This window comes from Plantactinospora sp. DSM 117369, from assembly GCF_053764795.1.
The window spans coordinates 8,853,128-8,871,591 of record NZ_CM132446.1 but is presented as its reverse complement, the minus strand read 5'-3'; the positions used below and the strand labels follow the sequence as shown (position 1 = coordinate 8,871,591).

Annotated in this window: 15 protein-coding genes; 5 read left to right on the top strand and 10 right to left on the bottom strand. The window is 70.8% G+C overall.

Features of this window, described 5'->3' with window-relative positions:
• Positions 1-133: 133 nt before the first annotated feature.
• On the top strand, positions 134-2,332 hold the full coding sequence (gene purH, locus ACSMXO_RS37955) for a bifunctional phosphoribosylaminoimidazolecarboxamide formyltransferase/IMP cyclohydrolase (protein WP_346258205.1): 2,199 nt from the start codon (positions 134-136) through the stop codon (positions 2,330-2,332).
• 192 nt (positions 2,333-2,524) lie between these two features.
• On the opposite strand, the gene ACSMXO_RS37950 is transcribed toward purH, so the two are convergent.
• The 6 genes from ACSMXO_RS37950 to ACSMXO_RS37925 form a co-directional block, all read right to left on the bottom strand.
• A complete protein-coding gene (locus tag ACSMXO_RS37950) occupies positions 2,525-3,052 on the bottom strand; it encodes a hypothetical protein (RefSeq protein WP_455415683.1) in 528 nt (175 codons plus the stop codon).
• A gap of 190 nt (positions 3,053-3,242) precedes the next feature.
• The gene (locus ACSMXO_RS37945; RefSeq protein WP_455415682.1) at positions 3,243-4,319 is read right to left on the bottom strand and encodes an ABC transporter ATP-binding protein; all 1,077 of its coding nucleotides are present in this window, start codon (positions 4,317-4,319) and stop codon (positions 3,243-3,245) included.
• Positions 4,306-5,352, bottom strand: a complete 1,047-nt coding sequence (locus tag ACSMXO_RS37940; protein ID WP_346259204.1) for an ABC transporter ATP-binding protein — start codon at positions 5,350-5,352, stop codon at positions 4,306-4,308. The genes ACSMXO_RS37945 and ACSMXO_RS37940 overlap by 14 nt, the downstream gene beginning before the upstream one ends.
• Before the next feature lie 4 nt (positions 5,353-5,356).
• Positions 5,357-6,286, bottom strand: coding sequence for an ABC transporter permease (locus ACSMXO_RS37935; RefSeq protein WP_346259205.1), 930 nt, complete (start codon positions 6,284-6,286; stop codon positions 5,357-5,359).
• A 10-nt stretch (positions 6,287-6,296) separates the two neighbouring features.
• Positions 6,297-7,235, bottom strand: coding sequence for an ABC transporter permease (locus ACSMXO_RS37930; RefSeq protein WP_346259206.1), 939 nt, complete (start codon positions 7,233-7,235; stop codon positions 6,297-6,299).
• Positions 7,236-7,339: 104 nt separating this feature from the next.
• On the bottom strand, positions 7,340-8,971 hold the full coding sequence (locus ACSMXO_RS37925) for a peptide ABC transporter substrate-binding protein (RefSeq protein WP_346259207.1): 1,632 nt from the start codon (positions 8,969-8,971) through the stop codon (positions 7,340-7,342).
• Positions 8,972-9,445: 474 nt separating this feature from the next.
• Between ACSMXO_RS37925 and ACSMXO_RS37920 the strand changes: the two genes are divergently transcribed.
• Both ACSMXO_RS37920 and ACSMXO_RS37915 read left to right on the top strand, forming a co-directional pair.
• A complete protein-coding gene (locus ACSMXO_RS37920) occupies positions 9,446-10,327 on the top strand; it encodes a bifunctional methylenetetrahydrofolate dehydrogenase/methenyltetrahydrofolate cyclohydrolase (protein WP_455415681.1) in 882 nt (293 codons plus the stop codon).
• Positions 10,328-10,607: 280 nt separating this feature from the next.
• Positions 10,608-11,558, top strand: coding sequence for a malate dehydrogenase (locus ACSMXO_RS37915; protein ID WP_455415680.1), 951 nt, complete (start codon positions 10,608-10,610; stop codon positions 11,556-11,558).
• Positions 11,559-11,642: 84 nt separating this feature from the next.
• On the opposite strand, the gene ACSMXO_RS37910 is transcribed toward ACSMXO_RS37915, so the two are convergent.
• Together ACSMXO_RS37910 and ACSMXO_RS37905 are read right to left on the bottom strand one after the other, a co-directional pair.
• Positions 11,643-13,316: an alkaline phosphatase D family protein gene (locus ACSMXO_RS37910; protein WP_455415679.1), complete on the bottom strand. Its 1,674-nt coding sequence runs from the start codon at positions 13,314-13,316 to the stop codon at positions 11,643-11,645.
• 60 nt (positions 13,317-13,376) lie between these two features.
• Positions 13,377-14,195, bottom strand: coding sequence for an MBL fold metallo-hydrolase (locus tag ACSMXO_RS37905; protein ID WP_455415678.1), 819 nt, complete (start codon positions 14,193-14,195; stop codon positions 13,377-13,379).
• Between the two features lie 81 nt (positions 14,196-14,276).
• Here ACSMXO_RS37905 and ACSMXO_RS37900 point away from each other — a divergent pair, with 81 nt between their 5' ends.
• Positions 14,277-15,494 carry an NADP-dependent isocitrate dehydrogenase gene (locus tag ACSMXO_RS37900; RefSeq protein WP_346259212.1) on the top strand — a complete coding sequence of 406 codons (1,218 nt, stop codon included), beginning with the start codon at positions 14,277-14,279 and terminating at the stop codon, positions 15,492-15,494.
• 425 nt (positions 15,495-15,919) lie between these two features.
• The gene (locus tag ACSMXO_RS37895; protein WP_346259213.1) at positions 15,920-17,290 is read left to right on the top strand and encodes a carbohydrate-binding domain-containing protein; all 1,371 of its coding nucleotides are present in this window, start codon (positions 15,920-15,922) and stop codon (positions 17,288-17,290) included.
• A gap of 54 nt (positions 17,291-17,344) precedes the next feature.
• On the opposite strand, the gene ACSMXO_RS37890 is transcribed toward ACSMXO_RS37895, so the two are convergent.
• Positions 17,345-17,788 (bottom strand): VOC family protein, encoded by a 444-nt coding sequence (locus ACSMXO_RS37890; protein WP_346259214.1) that lies wholly within the window; start codon positions 17,786-17,788, stop codon positions 17,345-17,347.
• A 100-nt stretch (positions 17,789-17,888) separates the two neighbouring features.
• Complete coding sequence (locus tag ACSMXO_RS37885) at positions 17,889-18,452, bottom strand: hypothetical protein (RefSeq protein ID WP_455415677.1); 564 nt, start codon at positions 18,450-18,452, stop codon at positions 17,889-17,891.
• Positions 18,453-18,464: the final 12 nt, after the last annotated feature.

Genomic DNA, 18,464 nt, shown 5'->3' with positions numbered 1-18,464 from the left:
GTACCTAATCAGCGCCACTTTGGTGGCCCGCTCGCCGCCCGACATGCCGATCGTGATCGACGCCGCTCCCTCGGCGACGTGCTCGGGTCGCGCCGCCGGGAAGCCGACCTGACCTGCCCGATAGGGTGCTGGGGTGACTGAGCCCGCGTCGGCAGCCCGCATCGTCGTCCTCGTCTCCGGCTCCGGGAGCAACCTCCAGGCCCTGCTCGACGCCGGTGCCGACCCGGCCTACGGCGCCCGGGTGGTCGCCGTCGGCGCCGACCGGGACGGCATCACCGGGCTCGACCGGGCCGCCGCGGCCGGAGTACCCACCTTCGTCGCCCCGGTCAAGGCGTACCCGACGCGGGAGGACTGGGACCGCGCGCTCACCGCGCACGTCGCCGGGTACGAGCCCGACCTGGTCGTCTCGGCCGGCTTCCTCAAGCTGGTCGGCCCGCACTTCCTGGCGGCCTTCGGCGACCGGTACGTCAACACGCACAACTCGCTGCTGCCCGCCTTTCCCGGCATGCACGGCCCGCGCGACGCCCTTGGCTACGGAGTCAAACTCGCCGGGGCCACCCTGTTCTTCGTCGACGCCGGTGTCGACACCGGGCCGATCGTCGCCCAGGTGGCGGTGCCGGTACTCGACGACGACGACGAGGAGACCCTCACCGAGCGGATCAAGGTGGCCGAGCGCCGGCAGCTCGTCACGCAGGTCGGCCGGCTGCTCCGGGAGGGTTGGACGATCACTGGAAGGAAGGTCACGATCGGAGTGAGCGACACGAGTTCCGGCCCGGACGGCCGGCGGCCGATCAGGCGCGCGCTGGTCAGCGTCTACGACAAGACCGGCCTGGTGGAGCTGGCCCGGGCGCTGCACGGCGCCGGAGTCGAGATCGTCTCCACCGGCAGCACGGCGGCGACCATCGAGGGGGCCGGGATACCGGTCACCCCGGTCGAGTCGCTGACCGGGTTCCCCGAGGTGCTCGACGGCCGGGTCAAGACGCTGCACCCGAAGGTGCACGCCGGGCTCCTGGCCGACCTGCGGCGCCAGCGGCACGCGGCGCAGCTCGGCGAGCTGGGCATCGCCCCGTTCGACCTGCTGGTGTCGAACCTCTACCCGTTCACCGAGACGGTCGCCTCCGGTGCGGACTTCGACGAGTGCGTCGAGCAGATCGACATCGGTGGGCCGGCGATGGTCCGGGCGGCCGCCAAGAACCACGCCTCGGTGGCGGTGGTGACGTCGGTGTCGGCGTACCCGTCGGTGCTGGCCGCCCTGGCCGACGGCGGTTTCAGCGCCGGGCAGCGCCAGCAGCTCGCGGCCCGCGCCTTCGCCGACATCGCCGAGTACGACGTGGCGGTGGCGAACTGGTTCGCGGTGCGTACCGGGCCGGCGGAGCAGGAGTGGCCGGCCTTCGCCGGTCAGGTGCTGACCGCGCCCACGCCGCTGCGGTACGGCGAGAACCCGCACCAGGCGGCGGTGCTCTACGTCGACCCGGCGGCCCCGCCCGGGCTGGCCCAGGCCGAGCAGCTGCACGGCAAGGAGATGTCCTACAACAACTACGTCGACGCGGACGCGGCCTGGCGGGCGGCGAACGACTTCGCCGACCGGCCGGCGGTGGCGATCATCAAGCACGCCAACCCGTGCGGCATCGCGGTCGGCGCCGACGTGGCGCAGGCACACCGCCGGGCGCACGCCTGCGACCCGGTCTCCGCGTTCGGCGGGGTGATCGCGGTCAACCGGCCGGTCTCGGTCGAGATGGCGCAGCAGGTCGCCGAGGTCTTCACCGAGGTGCTGGTGGCACCCGACTTCGAGCCGGGTGCGGTGGACGTACTCTCCGGCAAGAAGAACATCCGGCTGCTGCGGGCGCCCGCCTGGGCGCCGTACCCGGCGGAGTGGCGCCCGGTCAGCGGCGGCGCGCTGGTGCAGATGGCCGACCGGGTGGACGCGCCCGGCGACGATCCGGCCGGCTGGCGGCTGGTCACCGGCGAGCCCGCCGACCCGGCGACCCTGGCCGACCTCGCCTTCGCCTGGCGGGCCGTCCGGGCGGTGAAGAGCAACGCGATCCTGCTCGCCACCGAGGGCGCGACCGTCGGGGTGGGGATGGGACAGGTCAACCGGGTCGACTCGGCGCACCTGGCGGTCTCCCGGGCCGGTGCCGAACGGGCCCGGGGCGCGGTCGCCGCCTCGGACGCGTTCTTCCCGTTCCCGGACGGGCTCCAGGTGCTGATCGACGCCGGGGTCCGGGCGGTCGTCCAGCCCGGCGGCTCGGTACGCGACGAGGAGGTCGTCGCGGCGGCCTCGGCGGCCGGGATCACCATGTACTTCACCGGCACCCGGCACTTCTTCCACTGATCCACGTCACCGATCCGCCATGCGGCCGGTGCGGGACTCCCAGGCGACCGGCGGTGCCCCCTCGGCACCCCGGACCGCCAGGGACCCGCGCCGGTTCGCGCCAACCGAGCCGTGCCGGGGAGCGCCGGAAACTCCCGCACCGGTTCGTCGCGCCGGTCAGCCCGGCGGCGAGGGTGCCGTTCGTCGCGCCGGTCAGCCGACCCGGAGCAGCGCGCTGCCGGTCGCGCCGCCGGACCGGCTGGCCCGTACGGTCCAGCAGCCGGCGACCGGGAAGTTCCAGCCGGTACCCCACTCGTCACCGGGTCTGGTCCAGGTGCTTCCGCTGTGCCCGGTGGGTCCCCAGACCGGTTCGATGGTGGCCCCGCCCGGGCCGGTGGCCTGGATGCTGAAGGTGCCGGATCCGGTCATCCGCCAGACGATCTTCTCGTCCCGTCCGGTGCGCAGGCCCGGGCCGCCGCGCGGGAAGAGCAGCCCCCAGAACGAGTTCCCGGCGTCCGCCACGCCCCGCACCTCGAGCGGGTCGTCCGGCGAGCCCGCCCCGTCCGTGCAGGTGGCGGCCGGCTCGGCGGCGGCTCCGGTCGCGGGCACCGATCCCGCGCCGGTCCCGGGCGACGGCGGCGCGACGGTCGGGCCGGCGGTGCCCGGGCCCTCCTCGGCACAGCCGAGCAGCGGCACCGTCGAGGCCACCAGGGCCAGCGTCACGAGCAGTCTTCGCAGCATGTAGACGAGAGCCCGGAAACCATTGTGTGGTTCCCGGGCTCTCCACCCCCGCCGTCCGCTCGGTCCTGCCTCGCGCTCGGCGTCCATCCCTTCCGGAGCGGTCCTGCCGCCCGGTCGGTCCTTGCGCTCCTGCCCTGTCAATCCCGCCGACCGCCGCCCGCCAGGGGTGATTCGGCCGGCCGGGTCCGGGTCAGGAGACGACGTGCTGCTTGAGTTCGGCGAAGTGGCAGGCCGACGGGTGCGGCTCGACGGCCCGGAGCACGAGCTGCGGCTCCTGGGTGGCGCAGATCTCCTGCGCCTTCCAGCAGCGGGTCCGGAACCGGCAGCCCGACGGCGGGTTCGCCGGCGACGGTACGTCACCGTCGAGCCGGATGACCTCGCGGTGCGCCCGGGCCTTCGGGTCCGGCACCGGCACCGCCGAGAGCAGCGCCTGGGTGTACGGGTGGGTCGGCCGCTCGTAGATCTCGTCCTCGGTACCGATCTCCACGATCTTGCCCAGGTACATCACCGCGACCCGGTCGGCGATGTGCCGGACCACCGACAGGTCGTGCGCGATGAAGATGTAGGAGAGGCCCAATTCGTCCTGGAGGCTCTCCAGCAGGTTGATCACCTGCGCCTGGATCGACACGTCCAGCGCCGACACCGGCTCGTCACAGACGATGATCTCCGGCTTGAGCGCGAGCGCCCGGGCGATGCCGATCCGCTGCCGCTGACCACCCGAGAACTGGTGCGGATAGCGGTTGACGTGCTCCGGGTTCAGCCCGACCAGGTCGAGCAGCTCCTGCACCCGCTGCCGGCGGGCGCCGCGCGGCGCCGCGTCCGGGTGGATGTCGAACGGCTCCCCGATGATGTCGCCGACCGTCATCCGCGGGTTCAACGAGGTGTACGGGTCCTGCATGACCATCTGCACGTTCCGGCGCATCCGGCGCAGCTCCGCGCCGGAGAGCGTGAACATGTCCCGCCCCTCCAGCATCGCCCGGCCCGAGGTCGGCGTCTCCAGCCGCATCAGCAGCTTGGCCAGGGTCGACTTGCCGCAGCCGGACTCGCCGACGATGCCGAGGGTCTCGCCCCGGTTCAGTTCGAAGCTGACCCCGTCGACCGCCTTCACGGCGCCGATCTGCCGCTTGAAGACGATGCCCTGGCTGATCGGGAAGTGCTTGACGACGTTCTCGACCCGCAGCACGGTCTCGCCGCGCGGCTTGACCCGTGTGGCCGGACCGGCGCCGCGGGCGCCGGACTGCGGGTTCCTCGGCTCAGACGCGGCCATCGAGGACCTCCTGGGCGAAGTGGCAGGTGCTGGTCCGGCCGTTGCCGAACGACCGGACGGCCGGTACGACGTCGACGCACTCCTGCCGGGCGTACGGGCAGCGCGGGTGGAATGGGCATCCGCTGGGGATGCGCATCAGGTTGGGCGGCAGCCCCTTGATGGTGGTCAGCCGCTGACCCTTGAGGTCGAGCCGGGGAATCGACTCCAGCAACCCCTTGGTGTACGGGTGTGCCGGTGCCTCGTACAGCGAGTGCACGTCGGCGTGCTCGACGATCCGGCCGGCGTACATCACGGCGATCCGGTCGGCCACGTCGGCGACGACCCCGAGGTCGTGGGTGATCAGGATCATCGCCATGTTCAGGTCCCGGCGCAGTTCGCCGAGCAGGTCCATGATCTGGGCCTGCACGGTGACGTCCAGCGCGGTGGTGGGCTCGTCGGCGATCAGCACCGCCGGGTCCAACGCCAGCGACATCGCGATCATGACCCGTTGCCGCATACCGCCGGAGAACTGGTGCGGGTAGTCGCCGATCCGCTGCCGGGCCGCTGGGATCTTGACCAGTTCCATCAGCTCGATCGCCCGGCGCTTGGCCTGGGCCCGGGACAGCCCCTCGCGCAGCCGCAGCATCTCGCCGATCTGCCAGCCGACCGGGAAGACCGGGTTCAGCGCGGAGAGCGCGTCCTGGAAGATCATCGAGATCTGCTTGCCGCGTACCTTCCGGCGCTCCTCCTCGGAGAGCTTCAGCAGGTCGGTACCGCGGTAGAGGATCTGCCCGGACGGGATGACCGCCGGCGGCATGTCCAGGATGCCCATGATCGCCTGGGCGGTCACCGACTTGCCGGAGCCCGACTCGCCGAGCACCGCCAGGGTCTCCCCGGCGTCCAGGTGGTACGAGACGCCGTTGATCACCTTGGCCACGCCGTCCCGGGTGCGGAACTCGACGAAGAGGTCCCGTACCTCCAACAGGTGCCCGCCGTCGGCGCCGGCACCCTGCGGCCCGGGCGACCCGCTCCGCTCGTTCACGTTCACGGTCATCTGATCACCGCAGCTTCGGGTCGAAGGCGTCGCGGATCGCGTCGCCGAGCATGATGAAGGCCAGTACGGTCAGCGCCAGGAAGGTCGACGGCACCACCAGCGGAATCGCCGACTCCCGCATGTGCGTACGGCCGGCGTCGATGTCGATGCCCCAGGAGATGGTCGGGGCCTTCAGGCCGATGCCGAGGAAGGAGAGCGTCGCCTCGGCGGCGATGAACGAGCCGAGCGCGATGGTCAGCACCACGATCACCGGGGCCAGTGAGTTGGGCAGGATGTGCCGCCACATGGTCCGGCCGTTGCCGGCGCCGAGCATCCGGGCCGCCGCCACGTAGTCCTGCTGCTTGGCGCTGATCACCGAGGACCGGATCACCCGGGCGGCGGTGGTCCAGCCGAGGATCGCGAGTACGAAGATCACCGCGATGATCCGGACGTTCGGGCTGTCGCTGCTGATCCGCTTCAGCATGACGATCGCGGCGAGCAGCAGCGGGATGCCGAGCACCACGTCGATCACCCGGGACAGCGCCGCGTCGACCCACCGGCCGAAGTAGCCGGCGAGCATGCCGACGGTGATCGCGATCAGCCCGGTGACCAGCGCGGAGAACGCGCCGACCAGCAGCGACGCCCGGGCACCGAAGACGGCGCGGGCGTAGATGTCGCAGCCCTGGAAGTCGTACCCGAACGGAGCGCCGCCGCCGGGCCCGGCGTGCTGCCGGGCCAGCGTGCAGTCGTGCGGGTCGTTCGAGGTGAACAGGCCGGGGAAGGCCGCCATCGCGGTGACCGCCAGGACCAGTACCAGCGAGATCCAGAAGATCGGGTTGCGGCGCAGGTCGCGCCAGGCGTCGCCGGCCAGGCTCCGCGGCCGCGCGGCCGGGTCGCCGGACCCGGCCTTGCCGCCGGCCATCTCGGCCGCGGTGACAGTTTCCAGCTCACTCATGCGTGATCCCTCACTCGTACCGGATGCGGGGGTCGAGGACGGCGTAGAGGACGTCCACCACGAGGTTCGACACCAGATAGACCACGACCAGCACGCTGACCAGGCCGACCACCAGCGGGCCGTCCTCGGTCTTGATGCCGCGGAAGAGGTTGAACCCGACGCCCGGGATGTTGAAGACGCCCTCGGTGATGATCGCGCCGCTCATCAGGTTGCCGAGTTCGACGCCGAGGAAGGTGATCACCGGGATCAGCGAGTTCCGCAGTACGTGCACGCTGACGATGCGGCGGATCGGCAGGCCCTTGGCCTTCGCGGTCCGTACGTAGTCGGAGCGCAGGTTCTCGGCGACCGAGGTCCGGGTCAGCCGCAGTGCGGTGGCCAGCGACAGGGAGCCGAGCACGATGCCGGGCAGCAGTAGGGCGTAGATGCTGGGATCGGAACCGGCGGTCGGCGGGAAGAGCGGCAGCTTGACGCCGAGGAAGTACTGGGCGAGCGGCGCCAGCACGATGGTGGGGATGCCGAGCACCAGCAGGGTCAGCGCCAGGGTGGCGTTGTCGAAGATGCCGCCCCGGCGGAGCCCGGCGATGACCCCGGCGGTGACGCCGACCAGGATCGCCACCAGCAGCCCGATGATCGCGAGCTTCACGGTGACCGGCCAGGCCTGGGCCAGCATGTCGCTGATCTTCCGGCCGGTGAGCGAGTCGCCGAGGTCGCCACGGAGCAGGTTGCCGACGTAGTCGAAGTAGCGGTAGAAGAAGCCGCCGACGCCGGTCTGGTCGAGGTGGAACTTCTCGGTCAGGTACGCCCGCTGCGCCTCGCTGACCGGGCGCTCGCCCGCGAGCGCCTGGATGGGATCACCCTGTCCGGCGAACATCAGCGCGTAGACGATCAGAGTGGTCCCGAAGAAGGCCAGGACCATCTGAAGCAGGCGCCGCACGATGTAGCGGAACATGCTTGCTTACTCTCCGTGGGGATTGCTGGAGCGCGGTCTGTGCGGGAAACGGTCCGGGCCACCCGAGGATTTACCGGGTGGCCCGGACCGGCCTTTCGGTCAGCTCAGCTGACAACCTCGATCTTGGTCATGTCGACGACCTGGAAGAGGTCGACCTCGACGTTCTTGACCCGGGTCGAGTGCGCGTAGACGTTCTGGCCGAACCGGAGCGGGATCACCGGCATCTCGGCGGCCAGGATGTCCTCGGCCTGCTGGTACTTCTTGACCGCCTCGTCCGGGGTCGCGGCGGTGGTCCCCTCCTGCACCAGGCGGTCGAACTCCGGGTTGCTGTACCCGTAGTAGTTCGACGAGCCGTTCGTGGTGTACAGCGGGCCGAGGTAGTTCTCCATCGACGGGTAGTCCATCAGCCAGCCCATCCGGATCAGGCCGACCGGCTGCTTGCCCTCGACCTTGGTCAGCAGGTCCGAGAACTTCGGCTCGGCCGCACCGACGCACTCCACGCCCAGGTTGGCCTTGAGCTGGTTGCAGGTCGCGTCGACCCAGTCCTTGTGCCCACCGTCACCGTTGTAGGTGATCTTCAGCTCGGCGGGGCCGCCGGCGGCCTGGTACAGCTCCTTGGCCTTGGCCGGGTTGAACTCGCAGGCCTCGCCGCAGGTGTCGTCGCGGTAGCCGGCGACCACCGGGGAGACGAACGAGCGCGCCGAGATCTGCGACTCCTTGAAGATCGACTTGGTGATCTCGTCCCGGTCGATCGCCATGGAGATCGCCTTGCGCACGTCCGGCTTGCTGAACTCCTTCTGGAACGTGGGGAAGGCCACGAACTGGAAGGAGGAGTTCTGGCTCTGCTGGAACCGGTCGCCCAGGTCCGTCGCCGCGGTGCTCAGGTTCTCGGTCGGGACGGTCACGTCCACGTCGAGGTTGTCCGACAGCACGTCCGCGTACGCCGCGGTGAGCTGCTGGTAGATCCGGAACTCGGCACCGGCGATCTTCGGCTTCTCGCCCGGGAACGCGTCGTAGCGCTCGACCTCGACCTTGGCGTCGTGCTGCCAGGTGCCCTTCATCTTGAAGGGGCCGTTGCCGATCGGCGCGTCCTCGTAGCCGTCCTTGATCACGCCGGGCGCCGAGAAGGCGGCCGCCGGCAGCGGGTAGAACGCGGTGTAGCCGAGCACGGTCTTGAACTCGGTGTACGGCTTGGCCAGCGTCACCGTGAAGGTCAGGTCGTCGACCTTCTTCAGCCCGGTCATGGTCTTGGCCTTCGGCTCCGGCGCCTTCTGCGGGCCGTCGCCGTCGGGGTCCTTCGACTGCAGGTCCTCGTAGCCGGCGATCTTCTCGAAGAAGTAGCTGTTGCCCTGGCCGTTCGGCCCGTAGGCGCCGTAGTTCCAGGCGTTGATGTAGCTGTCCGCGGTCACCTTCTCGCCGTTGTGGAAGGTGTAGCCGTCCTTCAGCTTGATCGTCCAGGTCAGGTTGTCGGTCGAGTTCACGGACTCCGCGGCGACCTCGAACGGCTTGTTCTGCTCGTCGTAGTCGACCAGCGGGCTGAACAGGGCGGACAGCACCTGGTTACCGCTCGAGTCGTTGGTGTTGGTGGAAATCAGGTGCTGCGGTTCCGCGATCTGGACGGAAACCGTCGCATTCGGGTCGCTCTCCCCCGAGTCGCCGCCACTGCCACAGGCCGCGAGGCCGAGGGTCGCGGCGAGGGGGAGGGCGGTCCAGGCAGCGAGCCTACGAACCTGCATTGAGCCTCCTCGTCTCCTTACGCTGAGCAGTCGCCCCCACACAGAGGTAACGCTGTGCAACGCTCGGCAAAGGTAGGTCGTAGCAGGACGCCTGGCCAAACTGGATGATTACGAGTCAGTAACACAGGGGGCGGGCAGGACTTGCGCATATCCGCTCTGAGCTGCTATCGCGGCGCTGGCCCAGGTGATGTGCAGATTCGATCATACAGAATTTATGGGTATGAACGGTGCGGTATGGACGCCGTGAGCTGGGCAACGTGTGGTCGGAGATTAATCCGCATTCGCCCTGATCGGGTCTTCCAGATTGTGGACAACTCCACAAGATCTCACTGAGCGTGACTAAGAACACGGCTACGTATAGTTAGCATTCAGCGCCGGTCGCCCGGCGGACCGGGAGTTGGCCGAGTGGCCGATCCCGGTACCGACCAGCCGGGTGCCGGCTCGGCCGGGCGTACCGCGTGAGACGATCTGGCTGTGACGGCCACCCTTCTCGACGGCAAAGCGACCGCGGCACTCATCAAGGACGAACTGCGCGACCGGGTCAAGGCGTTGGCCGAACGGGGCGTCGTGCCGGGGCTGGGCACCGTGCTGGTCGGCGAGGACCCGGGCTCCCAGGCGTACGTCAACGGCAAGCACCGGGACTGCGCCGAGGTGGGCATCGCCTCGATCCGCCGCGAGTTGCCGGCCGACGCCACCCAGGAACAGGTCGACGCCACGGTCGCCGAACTCAACGCCGACCCGGCCTGCCACGGCTACATCGTGCAGCTCCCGCTCCCGGCCCACCTGGACACCCAGCGGGTGCTGGAGATGATCGACCCGGACAAGGACGCCGACGGGCTGCACCCGGTCAACCTCGGCCGGCTCGTACTCGGTTATCCCGGCCCGCTGCCCTGCACCCCGCGCGGCATCGTCGAGCTGCTGCGCCGGCACGACGTGCCGCTGCGCGGCGCCGAGGTGGCGGTGGTCGGCCGGGGCAACACGGTCGGCCGGCCGCTCGGGCTGCTGCTGACCCGGCGCAGCGAGAACGCCACCGTGACGCTCTGCCACACCGGCACCCTCGACCTGGCCGCGCACACCCGGGCCGCCGACATCGTGATCGTGGCGGCCGGCGTGCCGGGTCTGCTCACCGCCGACATGGTCCGGCCGGGCGCGGTGGTGGTCGACGTCGGGATCACCCGGGTGATCGGTGCGGACGGCAAGGGCCGCTACACCGGCGACGTCGGGCCCGAGGTCGCCGAGGTGGCCGGCAAGCTGGTGCCGATGCCGGGCGGAGTCGGCCCGATGACCCGGGCGATGCTGCTGGCCAACGTGGTGGAGCGGGCCGAGGCCGGGCTGGAGCCGGCCGAGCAGGGCTGACCCGGCCGATCCGGCGGCACCGGCCGAGCAGGGCTGACCCGGCCGATCCGGCGGCACCGGCCGAGCAGGGCTGACCCGGCCGATCCGGCGGCACCGGCCGATTCGGCGGCACCGGCCGTGCCGGCGTTCGGACCGCCGCCCGGGGCCGGGATGCGGACCCCGGCGCTGCGATCGATGCGGTGTGAGCGACCGCAGCCAATTCCGCCCCTGGCCGGAACGGAACACTCCTGGCTGATACCGTCCGGAAATAACCAGACGGGTATCAGGGAGTGGGACGACCATGGGCAAAAAGGTCACCGTAGTCGGTGCCGGCTTCTACGGCTCGACGACCGCGCAGCGCCTGGCGGAGTACGACGTCTTCGACACGGTCGTGATCACCGACATCATCGAGGGCAAGCCCGAGGGCATCGCGCTGGACCTCAACCAGTCGCGCCCGGTCGAGGGCTTCGAGACCAAGGTCGTCGGCGTGACGACCGGCAAGAACGGCGAGGGCTACGAGCAGCTCGAAGGCTCCGACGTCGTCGTGATCACCGCCGGGCTGCCCCGCAAGCCCGGCATGAGCCGGATGGACCTGCTGGAGACCAACGCCCGGATCGTCCGCCAGGTCGCCGAGAACGTCGCCAAGTACGCCCCGAACGCCGTGGTCATCGTCGTCTCCAACCCGCTCGACGAGATGACCGCGCTGGCCCAGATCGCCACCCAGTTCCCGCGCAACCGGGTACTCGGCCAGGCCGGCATGCTCGACACCGCCCGGTTCACCAACTTCGTCGCCGAGGCGCTCGGGGTGAAGGTCGGCTCGGTCCGCACCCTCACCCTCGGCTCGCACGGCGACACGATGGTGCCGGTGCCGTCCCGCAGCACCGTCGACGGCAAGCCGCTGCGCGACGTGATGCCGGCGGAGCAGATCGAGGAACTGGTGGTACGCACCCGCAATGGTGGGGCCGAGGTGGTCGCGCTGCTCAAGACCGGGTCGGCGTACTACGCGCCGTCGGCCGCCGCCGCCCGGATGGCCCGGGCCGTGGCGACCGACTCCGGCGAGGTCATGCCGGTCTGCGCCTGGGTCGACGGCGAGTTCGGCATCTCCGGGGTCTACCTGGGCGTCGAGGCGGAGATCGGCCGGGAGGGCGTACGCCGGGTCGTGGAGACCCCGCTGGACGCCGACGAGATCGAGAGCCTGAAGGCCGCCGCCGAGGCGGTCCGGGCCAAGCAGGCCGACGTCGCCAACATGTGACCTCTTCCTCGGCGTAGCGGGGGCCCGGCGTACCACAACCACACGCCGGGCCCCCGCTTTCCGCACTCCGGCCGTCCGCGCCGCTCAGCGCAGCGGGAAGGAGTCCTGGTGCTCGGTCACCTGGTAGGTCGGGCCGGCGGTCGCCCGGCTGCGCGCGGCGGCCGTGGCGGCCGGGGCCTCCTGGCTGAGTACCGAGATGCCCGGCTCACCGGCGACCACGACGAACTCGGCGGCGGTCCGCACCGTGGCGGTGGGCGCCCAGACGGTGTCGACCAGCCGCAGCGAGCTGAGCATCCGCTCCGGGGTCACGTCGCAGACCACGTAGCCGCGCTGGTTGTCGATGTACTTCCAGTGCGGGCTCTCCGCCATGATCGGGTCGTAGCTGCGGTGGAAGGCCGCGGTGTCGGAGTTGCCGCCCGAGGTGATCGACGTACCGGTGATCTCGGCGCCGACCACAGGTGCGGCCGGGTCGTCGAAGTCCGGCTTCAGGTCGCAGACCCAGGTGCAGTGCCGGTCCCCGGTCAGCACCACCGGGTTGTCCACCTGGCCGGAGCCGAAGAACTCCAGCAGCCGGCGGCGCTGTGCCCGGTAGCCGTCCCAGTTGTCCAGGTCGAAGGTCTGCCCGGGACCGGCCTGCCGGTCGTTGGACGCCCACATCACCTGGTTGGCCAGCAGGTTCCACCGGCTGCCGGCCGAGCGCAGCCCGTGCACCAGCCAGCGTTCCTGCTCCGGCCCGGTCATCGACAGCTCGGGGTTCTGCGCGTCGGCCAGTGTCGCCGGCTGGTCGCTGCGGTACTGCCGGGTGTCCAGCACGTGCACGCTGGCCAGGTCGCCGAAGCGCAGCCGCCGGTAGAGCCGCAGGTCGAGGTTGTGCGGCAGGGCCGACCGGCGTAGCGGCATGTGCTCGTAGTACGCCTGGAAGGCCGCCTTGCGCCGTTCCCGGAACGCCTCCGGGGTCTGCTGGGCCGGATCCTGCGGGATCTCGTCGGCCCAGTTGTTGTCCAGTTCGTGGTCGTCGAAGGTGACGATCCACGGAAACGCCCCGTGCGCCCGCTGCAGGTCCGGGTCGGTCTTGTACTGCGCGTGCCGGTTGCGGTAGTCGGTCAGCGAGTACGGCTCGTCGGTGCCCTGGTGCACCCGGTACGCCGCCGGGTTCGGCCGGTTCTCGTAGATGTAGTCGCCGAGGAACGCGACGAAGGCCAGGTCCTCCTCGGCCAGGTGCTGGTGCGCGGTGTACGCCCCGGCCTGGTAGTCCTGGCAGCTCGCGAACGCGAACCGCAGCCGACGGGGCCGGGCGTGCCCGCTCGGGGCGGTCCGGGTACGGCCGACCGGGGAGATCTCTCCACCGGCCCGGAACCGGTAGTGGTATTCGGTGTCGGCGCGCAGCCCGGAGACCTCGACGTGCACCGAGTGGGCCAGGTCGGGGGAGGCCAGCGTGGTGCCCCGGCAACGGATCCGGCGGAACCGCTCGTCCTCGGCGAGCTCCCAGTGCACCGGCACCGGCCGGTCCGGCATGCCACCGCCGAGCAGCGGCTGCGGGGCGAGGCGGGTCCAGAGCACCACGCCGTCCGGCAGCGGGTCGCCGGAGGCGACGCCGAGGGTGAAGAGCCCGGTCGGCAGCGGGCCGCCCGCGCTGGACGGGATGTGCGCGGCCGCGCCGTCGGAGGTGAACAGCATCGGTCCGACCACGAGGCCGGCGGTCGCGGCACCGGCCGCCGAGACGAAGCGTCGGCGGTTGAACGGGTACGGAGAAGTCATGCCCCGATGCTCGGGAGCTGGGGCGAAGCAGCTGCCCCCGACAATCGACCTGAAGCAGTACTACAGCGGAACAAAGGGTGTACTCAGGTGCGGGGTGCCGAGCGTGGCGGCCGGCCGGGCGGCCAGCTCGGTGAGCAGCCGTTCCCGCGAGCCGCGGGCGGTGACCGGGTCGTCCTCGTGCGCGTACGGCAGCTCCGGGGCGACCAGTTGCACCGCGTGCACCAGCAGGTCACCGGTGAGCAGCAGGGAATGGTCGGCGTACTCGACCAGCACCGACTGGTGCCCGGGGGTGTGGCCGGGGGTGGCCAGCACCCGTACCCCGGGGGCGAGTCGTGCGTCGCCGTCGAGCGCGTCGAGCTGGCCGGCGGCGGTCAGCGGATCGAGCAGGTAGCCGGCCACTCCGGACGGGTCGTGCCGGCGGAAGGCGGCGACCTCGGCCCGTTGCAGCAGGTAGCGGGCGTTGCCGAAGTACGGCGTGCCCGGCTCGCCGGTGACCGCCCAGCCGATGTGGTCGGTGTGCAGGTGGGTGAGTACCACCGTGTCGACCTGTTCGGGCGCGATGCCGGCGGCGGCGAGTGCGGCCGGCAGCCGGCCGGGCACCGGGGCCCAGCTCCGGGCGGGGGCGCCGGCGGGGCCGATGCCGGCGTCGACCAGCACCACCCGGCCGGCGGCCGGGCCGTCGTCGAAGCGGAGCGCGAAGCAGCGGAACGACAGCCGCCACTGCCCGTCGGCGGCGACCGCGCCCGGGTCGCGCTCGTCGGCCAGCCGCCAGTGTGCGGCGGTCGCGGTCGGGAACGCCTCGGTGCGGGGCTGGAAGAACATCCCCTCGGCGTCCGGCAGCGCCACGACGGTGATCGGACCCACGGAACGGCTGAGCATGGCAGGCAGTGTATGGCCCCCCGACGCTCTCCAGTACGCTCGTACTGCTAGAGCAGATGTCCCGGAGAGGAGCGCCGCCCGATGGCGAAGATCAAGGTTACGAATCCGGTGGTTGAACTCGACGGCGACGAGATGACCCGGATCATCTGGAAGCAGATCCGCGATCAGTTGATCCTGCCGTACCTCGACGTCGACCTGCACTACTACGACCTGTCGATCCAGTACCGCGACGAGACCGACGACCAGGTGACGGTCGACGCGGCGAACGCGATCAAGCAGCATGGCGTCGGCGTGAAGTGCGCCACCATCACCCCGGACGAGGCCCGGGTGGAGGAGTTCGGCCTCAAGAAGATGTGGCGCTCGCCGAACGGCACCATCCGGAACATCCTCGGCGGCGTGGTCTTCCGCGAGCCGATCATCATGTCCAACGTGCCCCGGCTGGTGCCGGGCTGGACCAAGCCGATCATCATCGGCCGGCACGCGCACGGCGACCAGTACAAGGCGACCGACTTCGTGGTGCCGGGGCCGGGCACGGTCACCATCACCTACACCCCGACCGACGGCGGTGCCCCGGTCGAGATGGAGGTGGCGAACTTCCCCGGTGGTGGCGTCACGATGGGGATGTACAACTTCGACGACTCGATCCGGGACTTCGCCCGGGCCTCCTTCCGGTACGGCCTGGACCGTGGCTACCCGGTCTACCTCTCCACCAAGAACACCATCCTCAAGGCGTACGACGGCCGGTTCAAGGACATCTTCGCCGAGGTCTTCGAGGCGGAGTTCAAGTCGGAATTCGACGCCGCGGGGATCAGCTACGAGCACCGGCTGATCGACGACATGGTCGCCGCCGCGCTGAAGTGGGAGGGCGGCTTCGTCTGGGCCTGCAAGAACTACGACGGTGACGTGCAGTCCGACACCGTGGCGCAGGGCTTCGGCTCGCTGGGCCTGATGACCTCGGTGCTGATGACCCCGGACGGCCGTACCGTCGAGGCCGAGGCGGCGCACGGCACGGTGACCCGGCACTACCGGCAGTGGCAGAAGGGCGAGAAGACCTCGACCAACCCGATCGCGTCGATCTTCGCCTGGACCCGTGGCCTGGCGCACCGGGGCAAGCTGGACAGCACCCCCGAGGTGACCCGGTTCGCCGAGACCCTGGAGCAGGTCTGCGTGGAGACCGTCGAAGGTGGCCAGATGACCAAGGACCTGGCACTGCTGATCTCCCGGGACGCCCCGTGGCTGACCACCGACGAGTTCATGGCCGCCCTGGACAACAACCTGGCGCGCAAGCTCGCCGCCTGACCGGCGCGGTTCACGGATGGTGACGACGTGTCGTCGTACCCGCGACGACACGTCGTCACCATCGAGCTGAGAAAGCCGGCGGCCTGGGCGGGCGTCCAAGATCGCCCGATTTGTGCCGTTACCGCCCGGGGGTGCCCTCGTTGGACAGGGTGGACGTGATGCCAGTCGCGTCCAGGAAGACCGGCCCGGTCGAGGCCGCCGCGAGAGGTCCGTGCCGGATGGAACGGTCTTCCCGGCTGTTGCGCACAGCCGGCCGTCCCTTCCCTGCGGGGGGCCCTGTCCCGGGCCCCCCGCGCCCTCGTTTCCGGACGGCTCCGGTATCCGAAGTGTTCGCCCGCTGTTCCGCCGCAGCGCGCCAGATCGGCCGCTGATCCTGGCTAACCTCCGGATGTCCAGATCGGGCAGGACGGACACGGAGGGACACCGTGGGTATCAGGGCGCGTATCAGCAGGACCAGAACCGCGCTGGCGGTGCTCGCCGGCACGGCGGTGGTGCTGTCCGGAGTCAGCCTCGGCGGTGTCGCGGCCGCCGCCGAACCCTCGCAGTTCAGCGTGGTCAACGGCGCCATCCGACCGGCGACCGGCACCCCGGAGCCGGCCTCGGGCAGCCACGCCTCGCTGTGGAGCAACTCCAGCTACGCGACCACCACGATCTCCGGCTCCGGCCGGGTAGTGGTCGGCGCCATCGGGGACAACTGCGAGGGCTGGCCCACCATCCGGGTGACGGTGGACGGGGTGGTGGCCGGCGAGACCACCATCGTCAGCGCCAGCCAGTACGGCAGCTATCCGGTCGGGGCGGCGCGGGGCGCGGGGCAGCACAGCGTCCGGATCCAGCTGGTCAACGACCGCAGCACGGCCGCCTGCGACCGCAACGTGCACATCGGGTACGCCCGGATGGAGACCCCCGGCACGACCACGGACCCGAGGTTCAGCTTCGCCGTGCTGCCGGACACCCAGCAGGAGGTGCTGAACGCGAGCGACACCCGCTTCCGGCAGCGCACCGACTGGCTCGTCGCCAACCGTTCCGCCCTCGACCTGCGGTTCGTCACGCACTCCGGCGACGTGGTCAACTGGGACACCCCGGACCACGCGCAGTACGAGATAGCCCGCAACGCGCTGCGCCCGCTGGAGACGGCGGGCATCCCGTACTCGCTGGCGATCGGCAACCACGACACCCAGGCGACCGGTCCGGGCGGCTCGGCCCGGGACCCCGCCCGTACCCGGGAACTGGTCCGGGACACCACCGTGTTCAACCGGTACTTCACGGCCGGGCAGTACGGCGCGGTGCGGGGGCAGTTCGAGGCCGGCAAGGTCGACAACTCGTACTCGACGTACTCCGCCGGCGGGGTGCAGTGGCTGGTGCTGGTCCTCGAACTCTGGCCCCGCCCGGAGGCGGTCACCTGGGCCAGGGGCGTGGTGGCGGCCAACCCGCGGCACAACGTCGTGGTGGTCACGCACGACTACATCGACGGCAACGGCAACATCGAGCAGTCCGCCGGCTACGGCGCCACCAGCCCGCAGTACCTCTACGACAACCTGGTCAAGCAGTACGCCAACGTGAAGTTCGTCTTCTCCGGCCACACCGGGGTGGCGGGCAACCGGGTGGACACCGGGGTGCACGGGAACCGGATCTACTCGTTCCTGCAGACGTTCCACTCCAACACCACCAACCCGGTACGGCTGGTCGAGATCGACGCGGCGGCGGACTCGCTACGTACCTGGATCCACGCGCCGTACACCAACCAGTCGTTCCCGGAGTACGACCGTACGTTCACGGGGATCGGGCTGGTCCGGTAGCCGATCCGGCGGAAGGCAACGCGGGGCCCGGCGACAGCCGGGCCCCGGAACCGTTCACTCCTCGACCGGGCCGAACGTCACCCGCCCGTCCTCGGCCACCTGCCAGCCCGGGTTGTGCGCGACCTCCCAGAGCAGGTCGTTCGGGTCCGCGAAGTGGCCGTGGTAGCCGCCGAAGGCGGCGTGCTGGCCGGACTTGACCACCGTCGCCCCGGCGGCGGCCGCCTGCGCGATTACCCGGTCGACCTCCGCCGGACTTTCGACGTTGTGCGACAGGGTGAAGCCGGTCGGGGCGGGCAGCAGCGGCGTCCCGGCACCGAGGTCGGCCGCGAACGCCTCCGCCTCGAAGAGTCCGAGCACCACCCCGGGAGCCAGCTGGAAGAAGAGGATCTCGTCCGGTACGTCCAGGGTCGGCGTCCAGCCCAGCCCGTCCACGTAGAAGTCCCGGGCCCGGTCCAGGTCCCGGGTGGCCACCGTGATGAAGTGCACGCGTTGCTCCATGACCAGTCATTGTCCGACCCGTCCGGGGCCGGCGGTGCCGGGTTCGTCGAGTTGCCCGAGGCGAGCCTGACGAACCCGGACCCGGCCCGGTGGCCCGCGGTCAGCTGCTGCTGTCGGTTTGCGGGCCCTCCGCCGAGCCGCCCGGCGGCTTCGGGCGGTGCCCCGCGCAGGCCCGTTCGGCGGACTTGAAGGTCTCCGACTGCGGATCGAGGTCGGGCCCGCCCTCGATCCGGATCCCGCCGTCCGGCTGCGGGTCCGGGAACTTCGGTACGCCGTTCTCCCGCATGCACTGGGCGTACTCCCGGATCCGCTGCTGCGCCTGCGGGTCGAGTTTCGGCGGCTCGCCCCCGTTCGGCAGGTACTTCTGGCACTTCTGCTGCGCCGCGTCCATCTTCGCCCGGTCGGTACCCTCCGGCGCCCGCATCCGGATCGCCCCGCCCTCGATCTCCGGATCGGGGAAGTCCGGCACCCCGTTCTCCCGCATGCACTGGCCGAACCGGCGGGCCCGGTCCGCCTCGTCCACCGGTGCCGGTCCGGCGCCACCGCTGGCGCTGGCGGTGGGCCCGCCGGCCGTGGCGATCCCCGGGTCCCGATCGGCCCCGCCGCATCCGGCCACGCCGACCAGCAGCAGCAGACCGAGCAGCAGACCGGTCCTGGTGCGCATCGTCGTACCACC

Excerpts from the sequence above, each read along its gene's own strand:
- ACSMXO_RS37950 (WP_455415683.1), bottom strand. The coding sequence starts at position 3,052 with ATGCTGCGAAGACTGCTCGTGACGCTGGCCCTGGTGGCCTCGACGGTG.
- ACSMXO_RS37945 (WP_455415682.1), bottom strand. The coding sequence starts at position 4,319 with ATGGCCGCGTCTGAGCCGAGGAACCCGCAGTCCGGCGCCCGCGGCGCC.
- ACSMXO_RS37940 (WP_346259204.1), bottom strand. The coding sequence starts at position 5,352 with ATGACCGTGAACGTGAACGAGCGGAGCGGGTCGCCCGGGCCGCAGGGT.
- ACSMXO_RS37935 (WP_346259205.1), bottom strand. The coding sequence starts at position 6,286 with ATGAGTGAGCTGGAAACTGTCACCGCGGCCGAGATGGCCGGCGGCAAG.
- ACSMXO_RS37930 (WP_346259206.1), bottom strand. The coding sequence starts at position 7,235 with ATGTTCCGCTACATCGTGCGGCGCCTGCTTCAGATGGTCCTGGCCTTC.
- ACSMXO_RS37925 (WP_346259207.1), bottom strand. The coding sequence starts at position 8,971 with ATGCAGGTTCGTAGGCTCGCTGCCTGGACCGCCCTCCCCCTCGCCGCG.
- ACSMXO_RS37915 (WP_455415680.1), top strand. The coding sequence starts at position 10,608 with ATGGGCAAAAAGGTCACCGTAGTCGGTGCCGGCTTCTACGGCTCGACG.
- ACSMXO_RS37910 (WP_455415679.1), bottom strand. The coding sequence starts at position 13,316 with ATGACTTCTCCGTACCCGTTCAACCGCCGACGCTTCGTCTCGGCGGCC.
- ACSMXO_RS37905 (WP_455415678.1), bottom strand. The coding sequence starts at position 14,195 with ATGCTCAGCCGTTCCGTGGGTCCGATCACCGTCGTGGCGCTGCCGGAC.
- ACSMXO_RS37900 (WP_346259212.1), top strand. The coding sequence starts at position 14,277 with ATGGCGAAGATCAAGGTTACGAATCCGGTGGTTGAACTCGACGGCGAC.
- ACSMXO_RS37890 (WP_346259214.1), bottom strand. The coding sequence starts at position 17,788 with ATGGAGCAACGCGTGCACTTCATCACGGTGGCCACCCGGGACCTGGAC.
- ACSMXO_RS37885 (WP_455415677.1), bottom strand. The coding sequence starts at position 18,452 with ATGCGCACCAGGACCGGTCTGCTGCTCGGTCTGCTGCTGCTGGTCGGC.